Below are 13498 nucleotides of genomic sequence, written 5' to 3' on the forward strand. Positions count from 1 at the left end.
GGACAGACGTCCACTCCCGCACCCAGAAGTGGGGAGCGGGCGGCTGGCGGTCGATGAACCGCCCTTGCGCCGGCGCGCCCCGCCGCCGAAGATCACCCCGTGGAGCACGCACCGGCTGGCGTCGAGCCGGAGACCAACCCCGAGGTCGCGCGCCTGCTGAAGGAGCAGCGCGAGTTCATCTCCGAGCGCATGCCGCCGCGGGAGCTCGCGGCCTACCTCGTCATCGGGATCGCCTTCCTCGTCGCGGCCGTCGCCTTCGTCATGGTGGGGGACACCGACGGCTTCGACGTCGTCCCGGCGATCGTGCTGCTGGTCGCCTACGCCGCCGCCGGCCGCGTGCACTTCGAGATCGGGCCGGGCCACACCGACCCGTCGCTGCTGGTCCTGGTCCCGGCGCTGTTCATCGAGCCGCCCGCGACGGTCCCCCTGCTGATCGCGGCCGGCTGCCTGCTGTCCCGCGTCCCGGACTACGTGACCGGGGCGGCGCATCCCGAGGGTGCGCTGGCGGCGCTCGGCAACGCGTGGCATGCGGTCGGGCCGGCGGTCGTCCTGGCCGTCGCCGTCGACGCGGGCGGCCCGCGCTTCTCCGACGCCGGCTGGTACCTGCTCGCGTTCCTCGCCTACGTCGCCTGCGACGCGGCGTCCGGGATCACGCGCGACCGCATCGCGCTGGGCGTCGCCTCCGGGCTACAGCTGCGGATCCTCGCCCAGGTCTACGCGCTGGACGCGCTGCTGGCGCCCGTCGGCCTGATGGCGGCGCTCGCGACCGCCCGCGAGCAGTACGCGTTCCTGCTGGTGGCGCCCCTGCTGGCCGCACTCGCCATCCTGGCGCGAGAGCGTGGCCGGCGGCTGGACAACGCCCTCGAGCTCAGCGAGACGCGCGCGCAGGTCCTCGAGGCCGAGCTCGAGGCGACGCGGACGCGCATGGAGGTCCTGGGGGCCGTCTCGCACGGGCTGCAGACCCCGGTGGCCGGGGTGGTCGCCATCGCGGGGGTCCTGGCGCGGCGCGGCGCAGGTATGCCGGCGGAGGCGCTGACGGAAGCCGCCGGCCGGCTGGAGGGGGACGCGCTGGCGCTGCGGCAGCTCGTGCGGCAGGCGCTGGACTACGTCCGCCTTGCCGAGGGGGAGCCGCTCCCGGTCCGGCTCGCCGACGTCGACGTGGCCGCGCTCGTGCGGGAGGCGGCCGGTCGGCTGCCGGCCGGTGCCACGGGGGTCGCGGGATCTGCCTCTGCCGCCGCCGGGTCCGGGGGGGAGGTCGTCGCGCGGGCGGATGCGGTCCGGGTCCACCAGATCCTCGCGGCGCTGGTCGCGCGTGCCCTGGCGGTCAGCCCGGACCCGGCCGCGATTCGGATGGACGCCGCCACGGACGCCCGCGACGGCGCTCCCGCCATCGTCGTGACGGTCACCGAGGGCGGCGAGCCGCTGGGCCCCGACGCGGCAGCCGGGCTCGTGGCGGCGCCGTCCGGCGCGCTGGGAACGCTCGAGAACCAGGGGACCGGGGTGGACCTGTTCGTCGCGACCGCGCTCGCGGAGGCGATGGGCGGGACGCTGGCGGTCACGCCGGCAGCCGCGGGCAACAGCTGGCGGCTGACCCTGCCGGCCGCGGGGCCTCGGACAGCCAGCTGAACGGCGGGGGTGGCAGCGTCAGCTGTCGAAGAACGACAGGTGACGCTGCCACCCCTCCCAGGCGATCAGGCCACCCAGTCCTGGAGCGGCCACGCCGCCGCCGCGGCGGCCAGGGTCTGCGGGGTGATCGCCGCAAGGTGCGGCAGCGTCCAGACCGGGACGCCGCAGCCGTCCGCGATCGTCGCCGCGTTGTCCGCCTCCATCGGCGACGGCGTCGGCGGCCACGGCGTCAGGACGACCGCCCGGACCTCCAGGCCCGCGGCTCGCGCGGACTGCACGGTCAGCAGCGTGTGGCTGATCGTCCCGAGCCCGGGCCGTGCCGCCACCACGACCGGCAGCCCCAGCGCGACCGCGTGGTCGCGGACCGAGTAGGACGTCGTGAGCGGGACGAGCAGCCCGCCCACGCCCTCGGCGACCAGGACGTCGGCCGCGTCCGCCGCCAGCGCGGCGTGGGCCAGCAGCGCCGGCGGGTCGAGCTCCGTCCCCGCCCAGGCAGCCGCCAGGTGCGGCGAGACCGCTGGTCCGAACGTGACGGGCGTGACGTCGGCGGGCGCCTGGCCCGTGCACCGGGCGAGCAGGACGTGGTCGGCGGGGGAGTCGCCGTCGGGCTCGTCCAGGCCGGTGACGACCGGCTTGCTCGCAGCCACCCGCACTCCCGCCGCACGCAGGCCGGCGCAGATCGCGGCGGCGACGATCGTCTTGCCGACCCCGGTGTCCGTCGCCGTCACGAAGCAGCCGCGCGCTACGCGGGCCGGGCCGGGCATCACGCTCAGGCGGCGCGGACGGCGCGCAGCGCGCGCGGGGACGAGGCGCCCGCGCCCTGCGTCGCGGCGACCGGGAGCCCGGACGCGGGCCGGAAGCCGGCCTGCAGCGCGGCCTTCCCGAGGACGGTGGCCGCCTCGCGCAGCTCGGCCTTGGTGTGGGAGGCCATGACCGCGAGCCGCAGGCGGCTGGTGCCGTCGGGGACGGTGGGCGGGCGGATCGCCTGGGCGAAGACGCCGCCCTCGATCGCGAGCTCGCAGATCCGCATCGCGAGGGCGGCGTCGCCGACGATCAGCGGGATGATCTGGGTGCTGGAGCCGACGATCTCGAACCCCTCGCGGGCGAGCGCGGCGCGGAGCGTCTCGGCGTTGGCCTGCAGGCGCGTGGTGTGGCCCGGCTCGGTCTGGACGAGCTCGAGGGCGGCCAGCGCCGCGGCGACCGCGGGCGGCGGCGGCGCGGTCGAGAAGATCAGCGGCCGCGACGTGTTCGTCAGGAAGTCGGCCATCGTGGCGCTGCAGGCGGCGAACGCCCCGTAGGACCCGAGGGCCTTGCCGAGGGTCCCGACGAGCACGTCGACCGCCCCTTCGGGCAGCCCGGCGTCGGCCACCGCGCCGCGGCCGCCCGGGCCGCAGCAGCCGGTCCCGTGGGCTTCGTCGACGATCAGCCGGGCACCGTGGCGAGCCTTGAGCTCGGCGATCTCGGCCAGGGGGGCGATGTCGCCGTCCATCGAGAAGACGGAGTCGGTGACGATGATCTGCGGCCGGCCGGAGTACTGCTCCATCAGCAGCGCGAGGTGCTCGGTGTCGCAGTGGTCGTAGACGACGGTCTGCGCGTTCGCCAGGCGGCAGCCGTCGATGATCGACGCGTGGTTCAAGGCGTCGGAGAACACGACGGTGTCGCGGCCCCCTGCGGTCGCAAGGGCGCTGACGACGCCGAGGTTCGCCAGGTACCCGGACCCGAACAGGACGGTAGACTCGGTGCCCTTGAACTCGGCCAGGGCGGCCTCGAGCTTGCGGTGCACGGACATCGTGCCCGACACCAGGCGGGACGCACCGGCGCCCGCCCCGTACCGCAGCGCCGCCTCGGAGGCGGCCTCGCGGACCTTCTGGTGCTCGGCGAGGCCGAGGTAGTTGTTGGAGCACAGCAGCAGGACGGGCTTGCCGTCCAGGACGACGCGGGAGCCCTGCGGGCCGGACACCAGCCGCATCCGGCGGCGCAGGCCGTGCTCGTCCAGGTCGGCCAGGCGCTGCTCCAGGTCGGCGGACATCGGCGGGTGGCCCGGCCTAGAGGCCGTGCGGCATGCCGGACACGACGAGGTCCTCGTCCTTCGGCGCGGGCCACTTGTTCGCGGCGCCGTCGGGGCGGGCGGGGATGACCTTCTCCTTCTTGGCGAACCGCAGCTGCGAGGCGGGGTCCCAGAGCTTGATCTCGATGCCGGCCGCCAGCGCCTGCTCGGCGGTGTCCAGATAGGACTCCACGAGATCGGGGGTGTCCCCGGCGAGCCACCCCGAGCGGTTGTCGGGCCGCGGGTCTGAGCCGTTGTCCTCGTGCCGGGCGACGTTCAGGCCAAGATCGGTGAACATCTTGCGGTCCTGCTCGGGCGTGTTGCCCAGGGTGGTGAGGAAGTTGCCCATCATCACCCCGTTCAGGCCCGCCTTCACCGCCAGCGGCTGCAGATCACCGATGTTCTCGACCCGACCGCCGCACAGGCGGAACAGCGCTTCGGGGAGGATCAGGCGGAAGATCGCGATCCACTTCACCGCCTCCCACGGATCGAGGTAGTCACGGTCGCCGAACTTCGTGCCCGGACGGGGGTTCAGCAGGTTGATCGGCACCGACGTCGGGTTGATCGACGCGAGCTCGAATGCCATCTCGACGCGCTGGTCGTCGGACTCGCCGAGGTTCAGGATCCCGCCGACGCACGTCTCAAGACCGGCCTCGCGGACCGCGTCGATCGTCCGCATCCGGCCCTCGTAGCGGACCGTGGTGGAGACCTCGGGGTAGTACGACTCGGCGGTCTCCACGTTGTGGTGGACGCGCTGAATCCCGGCGTCCTTCAGCTGCTTGGCGCGATCGACGGACATATGCCCGACGGACGCGCAGCGCTTGAGGTTCGTGTGCTCGGCGACGAGGCGCGCACCCTCGAGGATCTTGGAGAAGTCGCGCTTGGTCAGACCCTGTCCCTGGGTGACCATGCAGAACCGGTGCGCCCCCGCGGCCTCGGCGGCCTTGGCGTGCTCGAGGATCTGCTCGGGCTCCATCATGGCGTGCATCGGCGTCTCGGACTCCGCGAACCGCGACTGCGCGCAGAACCCGCAGTCCTGGGCGCAGCCCCCGGACTTCGCGTTCACCAGGGAGCACAGGTCCGTCGCGTCCCCGAACGTCGCAAGCCGCGCGTCCCAGGCCCGCTCCACGAGCTTCTCGATCTCGGCGTGGTCCGTCAGGGCGCCCAGTGCACGGGCCTCGTCACGGGTGATCAACGGCGGCATGTCCCGCAGATTAGGCCCGGAGGCGGATGCCGCGTCGTGCGCCCGGCCTCTCGGCGGCCCGATCGGGGGGTATCCCGAAAAGCAGCAGATCGGCGCGCGCGGAGGGCGACCATCACCACTTCTGGGGATGGTACGCGCCGCCACGCCGCTCTAAGCTCGTGCTTCGGGCTCCTGGCAGGGGGCGCGCGCCGCCGCCGCGCGGTCACGACACGGACGCCAGTGACACTCCCAGAGCCCCCAGCCAGCCATGCAGCACGATCGATCAACGTCGTCCTCTGCGACGACGTCCCCGCGCTGCGCGGGCTGATGCGCGCGGTCCTCGAGGAGCACGAGGGGGTGCGGGTGGTCGGGGAGGCCGGCAACGGCGCGGACGTGCTGCCGCTCGTCGAGGAGCTCCGCCCCGACATCGTCCTGCTGGACCTCGCGATGCCCCGGGTGGACGGCCTCCAGGCGACTCCGCGCATCATCGCGGCGTCCCCCGGGACCCGCGTCATCGGGCTGTCCGGCTTCTCGAGCGAGCAGGTGGCCGACCAGATGCTGGCGGCCGGCGCCGCGGCCTACCTCGAGAAGGGCGTCGACCTCGACGTCATCGTCGCGACGGTCGTGCGCGTCGCGACCGAGGCGCCGGCGTCCCGCCCGGGCTGACGGCCTCAGCGGCAGCCCCCCGACTGCGTCATCTGACCCGCTTCCGGCCTGCGGTCCCCGGAATGCGCCTAGGTTCGGCGCATGAGGAGACACTCGCAGCTCTCCTCGTCGCTCGACGAGCAGACCACCGACGCCGAGGGCGCCGCGTCGATCGCGGTCAGCGTCAAGGCCGGCGACGTCCTGCTGCTGCGCGTGTCGCAGCGGAGCAACTCCGTCGCCGGCACGTTCAGGCTCGCGGTCAGCGCCGCGCCCCCGCCGCTCAGCTTCCCGGGCGCGCGCCTGCCGCGGGCGGGGTCACCGCGACCCTCGACGCGGTCCTGCGTCCGCGCGGCCTCGTCTCCGTCCGGATGGTCCCGGGCCGCGGGTACCGCGTCGCGATCACCCCGCTGAAGGTCCAGACCACGGGAGGCAAGGGGGCGCCGACCGTCCAGGCCTGCGCCGTCCGGCTCCGGCTCCTGGCCCCCGGCGACCAGGAGACGGCTGTCAAGACCGTCGGCTGCTACGGCTACTTCCTCTACACGCCGGCGCGCGGCGAGGGCGGCGTCTACAGCCTGGAGACCGTCGTGCCGGCCGGGACGCGCGGCGCGCAGCGCTACCACCTGGAGGTCGCGCGGGCCACCGCCGACGACACCGCCCCCGGCGTCTTCCTCGGCAACCACCGCCGCGTGCGGGGCAGCCTCGACGGCGACGGCGTGAACCGCCTGGACCTGTACCGCTTCACGGTGCTGCGGCCGTCGCTGCTCAAGCTGCAGCTGACCGGCGGCGCGCAGCTCGCGCTGTTCCTGCGGACGGACACCGGCCAGTCGGTCTCGGCGCCGGGCCTCGGCCGGGACGCCGTGCTGAACGTCAAGCCGGGGCGGTACTACGTCGCCGTCACGGCCCCGGCCGGGGCGGCAGGCCGGTACACGCTCGCGCGCTCGACCCGCCTGATCACGAGCACCAGCGTCGTCTTCGGGACGGGTCCGCGCGCCAGCGCCCGGGTGGGGTCGAGCGTCCCGGTCCGGATCGGCGTGCGCAACGCCACGGGCGGCCTCGCCCGGGTCACCTACGAGCGCCTGGACCCGATCGCAGGGTGGCAGTACGTCGCCACGAGGATCGCCCGCGTGCGGGGTGTCCGGGCGGCGACGACGTTCGTCCCGCGGACCGTCGGGCGCTACCGCACGCGGGTCGAGTACCTCGGCACGCGCGACTCCGCCGAGAGCGCGAGCGTCAACGCGAACCTGCTGGTGACGGACTGACCCGGGGGCCGGCCGCCGGCCGTCCGATCACCAGACCGCGACGAGCGGGGCGTGGTCGGACGGCTTGGTGCCCTTGCGGTAGTCGCGCTCGATGTGGACGGCGGTCAGCGTCGACGCGATCGCCTCGCTGGTGAGGATCAGGTCGATCCGCAGCCCGAGTCCCTTGTGGAAGTGGCCCGCGCGGTAGTCCCACCAGGTGAACTGCTGCTCGGGCTCGGGGTGGACCGTGCGGTACGCGTCGCGGAGGGCGCCGGCGTGCGCGACCTCGGCCAGCGCGGCGCGCTCCTCGTCCGTGACGTGCGTCGCACCGTCGAACGCCGCCGGGTCGTACACGTCCGCGTCCGACGGGCAGACGTTCATGTCCCCGGCGATGACCAGCGGCACGTCACCGGCCGACAGGATCGCGGCGCGCTGCGCCATCGCGCTGAAGAACTGCAGCTTCTCGGCGAACGGCTCGGTGCCGACCGCCTGCCCGTTGACGACGTAGACGCTGACGACGCGCACCCCGTCGACGGTCGCCTCGACCCAGCGCGCCTGGTCGGGCTGCGCCTCGCCGGGGAGGCCGCAGACGACGTCCTCGATCACCGCGCCGGTCCGGGCCAGGACGGCGACGCCGGCCCAGCGACCGCCGGAGTGGTGGGCGGCCTCGTAGCCGGCCTCGCGGAGCGCGTCCACGGGGAACGCCTCGGGGGTGCACTTCGTCTCCTGCAGGCAGACGACGTCGGGCCCGTGCTGGGCCAGGAACTCGAGCACGCGGGGGAGGCGGGCGTTGAGGGAGTTGACGTTCCAGGTGACGAGCTGCACGCGCCCATTGTGCCCGTCGCCTCCGTGCGGGCGCTCCCCGGCGCCCGGGCTCCTACAGTCCGTGCCTATGTCCTCAGACCGTCTTGCCTCCCTGCCGCTCCCGCCGGCCCTCAAGCGCCGGCTCCCGGCCCCCGGGCAGAAGGTGGCCGTCGTCCGCCTGCAGGGCGTCATCACGCCGACCGCGTCCCCGCTGACGCGCGGCGTCGTCAACCTCGCCTCGGTCGACGACGCGCTCAAGACGGCCTTCGAGACGGACGGGCTGAAGGCCGTCGCCCTGCTGATCAACTCGCCGGGCGGATCGCCGACCCAGTCCGCCCTGGTCGGGGACCGCATCCGCGGCCTGGCGGCGAAGCACGACGTGCCCGTGATCGCCTTCTGCGAGGACCTCGCCGCGTCCGGCGGCTACTGGCTCGCCTGCGCGGCCGACGAGATCATCGCCCACGAGACGTCGCTCGTCGGGTCGATCGGCGTGGTCAGCGGCGGCTTCGGCCTCGACGGGCTCATCGACCGCCTCGGCGTCGAGCGCCGGCTGCACACCGCCGGCGAGAGCAAAGCGCGCCTGGACCCGTTCCTGCCCGAGAAGGCCGAGGACGTCGCATGGCTGCGCGGCATGCAGGACGAGCTGCACGCGATGTTCGTCGCCTGGGTCAAGGCCCGCCGTGCCGATCGCCTGGCGGCGGACGCCGACCTCTTCACCGGTGAGGTCTGGACCGGCGCGCGGGCGCTGACGCTGGGCCTGGTCGACGGGCTCGGGACGCTGCAGGGCGTGCTGGCCGAGCGCTACCCGGACGCCGAGATCGTGGGCCTCGACGCGCGCAAGACGCTGCTGGCGAAGCTGGGCGTCGGCGTGCAGGCGGACGGCGGGGGCGGCCTCGGCGGTCTGCTGCGCGGGCCGGACGCGGCAGCCTCGGCGCTCGAGGCGATCGACCGCCGCGCCGCCTGGGCCCGTTACGGCCTCTGACGCACGGACCCGATGTCGTCGGTGACGCTCGGCGTCACTGACGACATGGCGTTTCCTGAGCCGGCGCTCAGCGCGTGGCGAAGACCTCGTCGAAGCCCTCCTGCCAGGACGGATGCGACGGGGTCCAGCCGAACGTCCGCTTGAACTTCGCGTTGCTGTTGCCGCGCATCTCGGTCGCGAAGTGCACCGCGTGCGCGCCCGCCGCGAGGCGCGCCAGGAACGCGGGCACGCGCCGCGGCGGCTTCGCGCCCGCGGCGGCGGCCATCGCCGGCAGCCACTCGTGCATCGCCGCCGGCTCGTCGTCGCAGACGTTGTAGATCCCGGGTGTCCCGCCGGTGAGCGCAGCGACGGTCGCGGCCGCCGCATCGTCGATGTGGACGAACGAGGAGACGCCTGTGCCGCCCCCGGCGACCGGGAAGCGGCGCCGTGCGATCTCGGCGACGATGCCGCCGTCCGGGCTGTACGACGTCCCCGGCCCGTAGAAGAAGCCGTAGCGCAGCACGACGCCCTCGACGTCCGGCGTGCCCAGGACCGACCGTTCCATCGCGTCGGTCGCCCGCACCATCGGCCCGAACTGGTGCTGCGCCTCGGTGAACGATCGTGCGCTCTCGTCGTGGATCCGCGGGCCCTGCGGTGCGGTCATGAACGAGATCGACTGGCAGAGGACGCGGCGGACCCCGGCGGCCCGGGCGGCGGCCATCAGGTGCGGGGTGGCCTCGCGCCGCAGCCGTTCGGTCTGCGCGAAGTCCCGCTCGTACCTGCGGATGTCCACGTTCGCGGGGATCGCGGTGAGCTGGTGGATCAGGACCTCGGGCGCGGCCGCCGCGACGGCGTCGTGCACGCTGCCGGCGTCGTAGACGTCGCACACGTGGGGCTCGACGCCGGCCGCCCGCAGCGCCGCGGCGCGTTCGGCGGAGCGCGCGAGGCCCGCGACCTCGTGGCCGTCGGCCTGCAGCAGGCGGCAGAGCGGGCGCCCGATGGCGCCGGTCGCGCCGGCGATCAGGATCTTCATGGTGTCGTGGCCTCCTCGGCCTTGGTGGTCAGGCGGGACAGGACGAGCAGGGCGACCGCGAGCGAGCCGAGCGCCACGGCGTCGAACACTCCCACCCACAGCGGGTCGGCGATGTCGGCGTCGGCGATGTGGTTGACGGTGTGGATCGCGGCCTCGAGACCCGCGAGCAGCAGGACGACGGCGCGGACGCCGGCGTCGCCGCGGGCGGCCAGCAGGCAGACGGGGCCGATCGCCAGCGACCAGGTGGCCATGTCCCGGATGTAGTGGTCGTTGCGCGCGCCGAACGGGCCGAGGGCGTCGAAGAACGACCCCGGCGCGATCGTCATCCACAGTCCCTGCGCGAGCTGCATCACGCCGTAGGAGACGAGGGCGAGCCGGCTGAGCCTGGCGAGGTCCATGGGGAGCAGGTTGACCGGACAGTGGTCCCCTGGGAAGGTCCAATCCGGTGCCAGTTCAGGGGACCAATCACTCGTCGGGCTCGGAGCTCCTGCTCCGGGCACCGGTTCGCGATCGCGGGCCGCTCGGTCCTCAGGTCGAGCACGCCCTGCGCGACGCGATCCGACTCGGCCGCCTCGCCCCGGGGGCGCGCGTCCCGCCGTCCCGCACGCTGGCGCGCGACCTCGGGGTCTCGCGCCGGCTCGTCGTCGGTGCCTACGAGCAGCTGGTCGCCGAGGGCTGGCTGCAGGCGCGCGTCGGGGCCGGGACGTTCGTCCGGCAGCGGCTGCCGGACACCCCGGTGCCGCTCGTCGGCCGAGGCCCGGGCCGGGTTGGCGGCGAGCACGGCGGGGGCGAGCACGGGGGTGGCGGCGAGCGCGGCGCCGAGGGCGGCCGCGGGGGCGAGGGCGGCCGGTCCGGACCCGGCGCGGGAGCCGACGGCGCGCGAGCGGCGCGCGCGGCGATCCCGGCCGCCGCCAGTGTCCCGGTGCCCTACGACTTCTTCCCCGGGCACCCGGACCTGGCGGGCTTCCCGCGCGCGGCCTGGGGCCGCGCGGTCCGCGATGCGCTGAAGGAGCTCCCCGACAGCGCGTTCGGCTACGGCGACCCCCGCGGCCTGCGCGAGCTTCGGGAGGTGCTGGCGGCGCAGCTCGCCCGGACCCGAGGCGTGGTGTGCCGGCCCGGCCAGATCGTGGTCTGCCAGGGCGTGGTGCAGGCCCTCGGGCTGATCGTGGCCGTGCTGCGGGCCGAGCGGGGCGGGGGCCGGCCACGCATGGCCGTCGAGGACCCGTACCTGCCCGAGCACCGCCTGGTCCTGGACGCCGCCGGGGCCGAGGTCGTCCCGGTTCCGGTCGACGGGCTCGGGGTCCGCGACGAGGCCGTCGCCCACGCCGATGTCGTCGCCGCGCTCCTGACGCCGGCGCACCAGATGCCGACGGGCGTCATCCTCGCCGCCGGCCGGCGAGCCGCGCTCGCCCGCTGGGCGCAGGCGACCGGCGGGCTGATCGTCGAGGACGACTACGACGCCGAGTACCGCTACGACCGCGCGCCGGTCCCCGCCATGCAGGGGCTCGCGCCGGGGCAGGTGGTCTACCTCGGGTCGGTGAGCAAGACGCTCGCGCCGGGGCTGCGGCTGGGCTTCCTCGTCGTCCCCGAGGACCGGCTCGCCGCGGTCGTGCAGGCCAAGCGGATGACGGACGGCGGCTCGCCGGTGCTCGAGCAGGCGGCGCTGGCGCGCTTCATCGCCTCGGGCGCGTACGACCGGCACGTGCGCGCCGCCCGGCGCCACCAGCGCGATCGCCGCGATGCGCTGGTCGCCGCGGTGGGGGAATGGCTCCCCGGGGCCGAGGTCCGCGGGATCGCGGCCGGGCTGCACGCGCTGGTGGCTCTGCCGGCGGCGCTGGACCCGGCGGCGCTGGAGCTCGCCGGCCACGAGGCGGGAGTCCGCGTCTACCCGCTGTCGGGCTGGCGGGCGGATCCGCCGGCCGAGGCGTCGTCGGTGGTCGTCGGCTACGGGGCGTTCCCGCCGGCGGCGATCCGCGAGGGCATCCGCCGCCTGGCGGTCGCCCTGTCAGCGCTCACCTGACGCCGAACGTCGATTCTCCCGCGTCCACGCGTGGGGAAACCGACGTTCGATCGCAGGGGACCGTCAGCGGCCCTGCCACTGTGGGCGGCGCTTCTCGGCGAACGCGGACACGCCCTCGCGGAAGTCGTCGCTGACGAAGCAGGCCTTGCGCAGGTCGATCAGCTCGGCCGCGACGTCGGCGGCGACGTCCCCCTCGGCCGCCAGCAACGCACGGATGACCTGCTTGTTCCCGCGCACGCTGAGGGGCGCGCCGGCTGCCAGCTGCTCGGCCCACTCCAAGCCCGCGGCGGGCAGGTCGCCCGCCGGCACGACGCGGTTCACCAGCCCCCAGGCCTCGGCGCGCGGGGCGTCGATGTAGGAGCCGAGCAGGAACAGCTCGCGGGTGCGCGCGACGCCGACCGCGTCGATGAAGCGCCGCAGGCCGGTGTGGGAATAGACGAGGCCGAGCTTGGCCGGCGGCATGCCGAGCTTGATGTCGTCCGCCGCGATCCGCAGGTCGCAGCCCAGCGCCAGCTCCAGGCCGCCGCCGATCGTGTGACCGGGGAGCGCTGCGACCACCGGCACGTCGCATGCGTCGAGCGCGTCGAGCGCACCGGTGAAGGGATGCGCGACGAGCTTCTCGGCCTCCTGCGGGAAGACGTCGGCCGGGATGTCGCCGATGTCGTATCCCGAGGAGAACATGCCGTCCTCGCCGGTCAGGAGCAGCGCCCGCACGCCGTCGGCGTCCGCGGCCTGCACGGCGGCGGCGATCGCGTCGAGGATCGGGTGATCCAGCGCGTTGCGCTTAGTCGGGTTGGAGATGGTGAGCCGCCGGACCCCGTCCGCCGGCTCGTCGACCTTCAGCTGCCCGGGCATCGGCGGGACGGTACTGCGACCCCGGCCCCGGCGTCCCGCGGCCCGAGGACGGCGTCCGACGGGCGAGCTACTCCAGCACGACGAGGGTGTCGCCCTCGTTCACGGCCTGGCCCTCCTCGCAGAGGATCTCCTTCACCGTGCCGCCGTCGTCCTCGACCTCGACCGGCATCTCCATCTTCATCGACTCGAGGATGACGACGGTGTCGCCCTCCGCGACCAGGTCCCCGACCTTGACCTCGACCTTCCACACGGTGCCGGTGATGTGCGCCTCGACGTCGGGCATCGTTGTGTCTCCTTCAGGGTTGTGACGGGTGACCGGGCGCGGCCGTGGCCGCGGACCGCCGGGGGTGCGACGATACCCGCCCCCATGGACGCCACCCCCGACGTCATCGCCATCGTCACCGCCTACAACGAGGGCGACCGCCTGACCGCCACCGTCGCTGCGCTGCGCGACGCCTTCCCGGGCGCGCGGATCATCGTCGCCGACGACCACTCGACCGACGACACGCCCGCCGTTGCGGCTGCCGCCGGCGTGGAGCTCGTGCGCGCGGAGAAGAACATCGGCAAGGGCGGGGTGGCGACGCTGGCGGCGCGCAGGGTGCTGCCGGCCGTGCTCGTCGACGACCCGCCGGTGGTCCTGCTCTGCGACGGGGACCTGGCGGCGACCGCGCACCAGCTCCCGGCGCTGGTGGACGCGGTGCGGGCCGGGGACTGCGACCTCGCCGTCGCCTCGTTCGCCCGTAAGGTCGGGGGCGGCTTCGGCTTCGCCGTCGGCTACGCGCGCGGCGCGATCCGCCGGCTGTGCGGACTGGAGCTCGATGCGCCGATCAGCGGGCAGCGCGCGATGCGCGGGGAGGTCCTGCCGGTGGTCGTCCCGTTCGCGCCGCGTTTCGGCATGGAGATCGGGATGACGGTGGACGCGGCCCGGGGCGGCTTCACGGTCGGTGAGGTAGAGCTCGACCTCACGCATCGCGCGACAGGCCGCACTTTGCAGGGATTTCTCCACCGCGGCAGGCAGCTCAAGGACTTCGTCCTGGTCGAGATCAGCCGTCGCTGAGGGGGCGCTCGACATCGGGGCGAAAAGGC

General features: G+C 74.5%; 15 protein-coding genes. 7 read left to right on the forward strand and 8 right to left on the reverse strand.

What is annotated here, in order from left to right; genetic code table 11:
* Positions 1 to 99 precede the first annotated feature (99 nt).
* A complete protein-coding gene (locus DSM112329_RS07030) occupies positions 100 to 1626 on the forward strand; it encodes a hypothetical protein (protein WP_354701095.1) in 1527 nt (508 codons plus the stop codon).
* 65 nt (positions 1627 to 1691) lie between these two features.
* Here the strand turns inward: DSM112329_RS07030 and bioD are convergent, their stop codons facing one another.
* From bioD to bioB, 3 genes are read right to left on the reverse strand one after another with little or no spacing between them, the layout of a single operon-like run.
* Entirely contained in the window at positions 1692 to 2390 is a 699-nt protein-coding gene (bioD, locus tag DSM112329_RS07035) for a dethiobiotin synthase (RefSeq protein WP_354701096.1), read from the reverse strand.
* A 5-nt stretch (positions 2391 to 2395) separates the two neighbouring features.
* Entirely contained in the window at positions 2396 to 3655 is a 1260-nt protein-coding gene (gene bioF, locus DSM112329_RS07040; RefSeq protein ID WP_354701097.1) for an 8-amino-7-oxononanoate synthase, read from the reverse strand.
* A 16-nt stretch (positions 3656 to 3671) separates the two neighbouring features.
* Positions 3672 to 4877 carry a biotin synthase BioB gene (bioB, locus tag DSM112329_RS07045; protein WP_354701098.1) on the reverse strand — a complete coding sequence of 402 codons (1206 nt, stop codon included), beginning with the start codon at positions 4875 to 4877 and terminating at the stop codon, positions 3672 to 3674.
* Between the two features lie 219 nt (positions 4878 to 5096).
* Between bioB and DSM112329_RS07050 the strand changes: the two genes are divergently transcribed.
* The 3 genes from DSM112329_RS07050 (at position 5097) to DSM112329_RS07060 (ending at position 6760) form a co-directional block, all read left to right on the forward strand.
* The gene (locus tag DSM112329_RS07050) at positions 5097 to 5522 is read left to right on the forward strand and encodes a response regulator transcription factor (protein WP_354701099.1); all 426 of its coding nucleotides are present in this window, start codon (positions 5097 to 5099) and stop codon (positions 5520 to 5522) included.
* Positions 5523 to 5603: 81 nt separating this feature from the next.
* Complete coding sequence (locus DSM112329_RS07055) at positions 5604 to 5912, forward strand: hypothetical protein (RefSeq protein ID WP_354701100.1); 309 nt, start codon at positions 5604 to 5606, stop codon at positions 5910 to 5912.
* Positions 5870 to 6760, forward strand: a complete 891-nt coding sequence (locus tag DSM112329_RS07060) for a hypothetical protein (protein ID WP_354701101.1) — start codon at positions 5870 to 5872, stop codon at positions 6758 to 6760. Before DSM112329_RS07055 ends, DSM112329_RS07060 begins: the two co-directional genes overlap by 43 nt.
* 27 nt (positions 6761 to 6787) lie before the next feature.
* On the opposite strand, the gene DSM112329_RS07065 is transcribed toward DSM112329_RS07060, so the two are convergent.
* On the reverse strand, positions 6788 to 7564 hold the full coding sequence (locus DSM112329_RS07065) for an exodeoxyribonuclease III (protein WP_354701102.1): 777 nt from the start codon (positions 7562 to 7564) through the stop codon (positions 6788 to 6790).
* 67 nt (positions 7565 to 7631) lie between these two features.
* Between DSM112329_RS07065 and DSM112329_RS07070 the strand changes: the two genes are divergently transcribed.
* Positions 7632 to 8525: a S49 family peptidase gene (locus tag DSM112329_RS07070; RefSeq protein WP_354701103.1), complete on the forward strand. Its 894-nt coding sequence runs from the start codon at positions 7632 to 7634 to the stop codon at positions 8523 to 8525.
* 67 nt (positions 8526 to 8592) lie between these two features.
* Here DSM112329_RS07070 and DSM112329_RS07075 read toward each other — a convergent pair whose 3' ends face one another.
* Positions 8593 to 9537: an NAD(P)-dependent oxidoreductase gene (locus tag DSM112329_RS07075; protein ID WP_354701104.1), complete on the reverse strand. Its 945-nt coding sequence runs from the start codon at positions 9535 to 9537 to the stop codon at positions 8593 to 8595.
* Positions 9534 to 9935: a hypothetical protein gene (locus DSM112329_RS07080; RefSeq protein WP_354701105.1), complete on the reverse strand. Its 402-nt coding sequence runs from the start codon at positions 9933 to 9935 to the stop codon at positions 9534 to 9536. Before DSM112329_RS07080 ends, DSM112329_RS07075 begins: the two co-directional genes overlap by 4 nt.
* Before the next feature lie 47 nt (positions 9936 to 9982).
* Between DSM112329_RS07080 and DSM112329_RS07085 the strand changes: the two genes are divergently transcribed.
* A complete protein-coding gene (locus DSM112329_RS07085) occupies positions 9983 to 11557 on the forward strand; it encodes a PLP-dependent aminotransferase family protein (protein WP_354701106.1) in 1575 nt (524 codons plus the stop codon).
* 63 nt (positions 11558 to 11620) lie between these two features.
* On the opposite strand, the gene DSM112329_RS07090 is transcribed toward DSM112329_RS07085, so the two are convergent.
* Positions 11621 to 12412, reverse strand: a complete 792-nt coding sequence (locus tag DSM112329_RS07090; protein WP_354701107.1) for an enoyl-CoA hydratase-related protein — start codon at positions 12410 to 12412, stop codon at positions 11621 to 11623.
* Between the two features lie 67 nt (positions 12413 to 12479).
* Complete coding sequence (locus DSM112329_RS07095) at positions 12480 to 12695, reverse strand: acetyl-CoA carboxylase biotin carboxyl carrier protein subunit (RefSeq protein WP_354701108.1); 216 nt, start codon at positions 12693 to 12695, stop codon at positions 12480 to 12482.
* 84 nt (positions 12696 to 12779) lie between these two features.
* Between DSM112329_RS07095 and DSM112329_RS07100 the strand changes: the two genes are divergently transcribed.
* Positions 12780 to 13469 (forward strand): glycosyltransferase family 2 protein, encoded by a 690-nt coding sequence (locus tag DSM112329_RS07100; RefSeq protein WP_354701109.1) that lies wholly within the window; start codon positions 12780 to 12782, stop codon positions 13467 to 13469.
* The last annotated feature ends 29 nt before the right edge of the window (positions 13470 to 13498 follow it).

This window comes from Paraconexibacter sp. AEG42_29 (genome assembly GCF_040581415.1).
In the GTDB taxonomy this organism is placed as follows: Bacteria; Actinomycetota; Thermoleophilia; order Solirubrobacterales; family Solirubrobacteraceae; genus Paraconexibacter.